The following is a 771-nucleotide window of genomic DNA, read 5'->3' as shown; positions in this document are numbered from 1 at the left end:
GGCTTACGCTCAGTAAAGCCTTTAGGATGGGGATTTTTAATCCAGCTATAGACGGTGAATTTGCTGATCTTGTAGCGCTTTGCAACAGCGCGCCAAGTTTCTCCATTAGCAATATCGTTAAGAATTTTCTGTCGGAATTGGCTGCAGTAGGTCATAGGATATGCTCAGTTTGTTTTTGATAATTCTACTACAAGTTGTTCTTTATATCTGCTTTGGATAGATTGGATTATAAGTGATTTGACTATAAGGATATTGAGCAGTATCCCGATGATTACCAATGGGAAAGCGCTAGACGTTTTAATTGCTCGCAATCAGCGATTTGTTATGCTCTAAAGCGACTAAAGATAACGCATAAAAAAAGATTAACCAACATCCAAAAGCCGACACAGAGAAAAGAGAGCACTTTCAAGAACAAATAGTGGATAAGACCGCTCAAGACAAACCGATAGTCTATCTTGATGAATGTGGTTTTAAAGCCTTTGATCATAGACCTTATGGCTACAGCACAAAAGGAGAAGTTTGTCATGGAAGTGATAACTGGCATTTAAAGAACCAGAGCAATGCGATTGGAGCCATTATCAATGGAGAATTGTTTGCCTTACGCTTATATGATGGTTCTATTAACAGCGATATTTTCTCTCATTGGGTGAGAGAAGCACTGTTACCTGAGTTACCTAAAAACAGTGTAATTGTCATGGACAATGCCGCTTTTCATAAACGCAGTGTATATATCAAGCAATCATTGAAGAGCATGGGCATGAGATAGTTTGG

Annotated in this window: 2 protein-coding genes and 1 pseudogene; 2 read left to right on the top strand and 1 reads right to left on the bottom strand. The window is 38.8% G+C overall.

The annotated features are described in order from the left end of the window. Positions 1-155, bottom strand: a 155-nt coding sequence (locus A5N85_RS18045; RefSeq protein WP_143143345.1) for a helix-turn-helix domain-containing protein, incomplete at its 3' end; no start/stop codon positions are given. Between the two features lie 93 nt (positions 156-248). Between A5N85_RS18045 and A5N85_RS17430 the strand changes: the two are divergent. Further along, positions 249-419: pseudogene (locus A5N85_RS17430) on the top strand (IS630 transposase-related protein); the annotation flags it as partial. Next, the gene (locus tag A5N85_RS14010; RefSeq protein WP_072577661.1) at positions 419-766 is read left to right on the top strand and encodes a transposase; all 348 of its coding nucleotides are present in this window, start codon (positions 419-421) and stop codon (positions 764-766) included. The pseudogene A5N85_RS17430 and the gene A5N85_RS14010, both read left to right, overlap by 1 nt. Positions 767-771 lie beyond the last annotated feature (5 nt).

Origin of the sequence: Suttonella ornithocola, assembly GCF_001889065.1 — a bacterium.
Lineage (GTDB): Bacteria > Pseudomonadota > Gammaproteobacteria > Cardiobacteriales > Cardiobacteriaceae > Suttonella_A > Suttonella_A ornithocola.
This window is presented reverse-complemented; position numbering and strand designations above follow the sequence as displayed.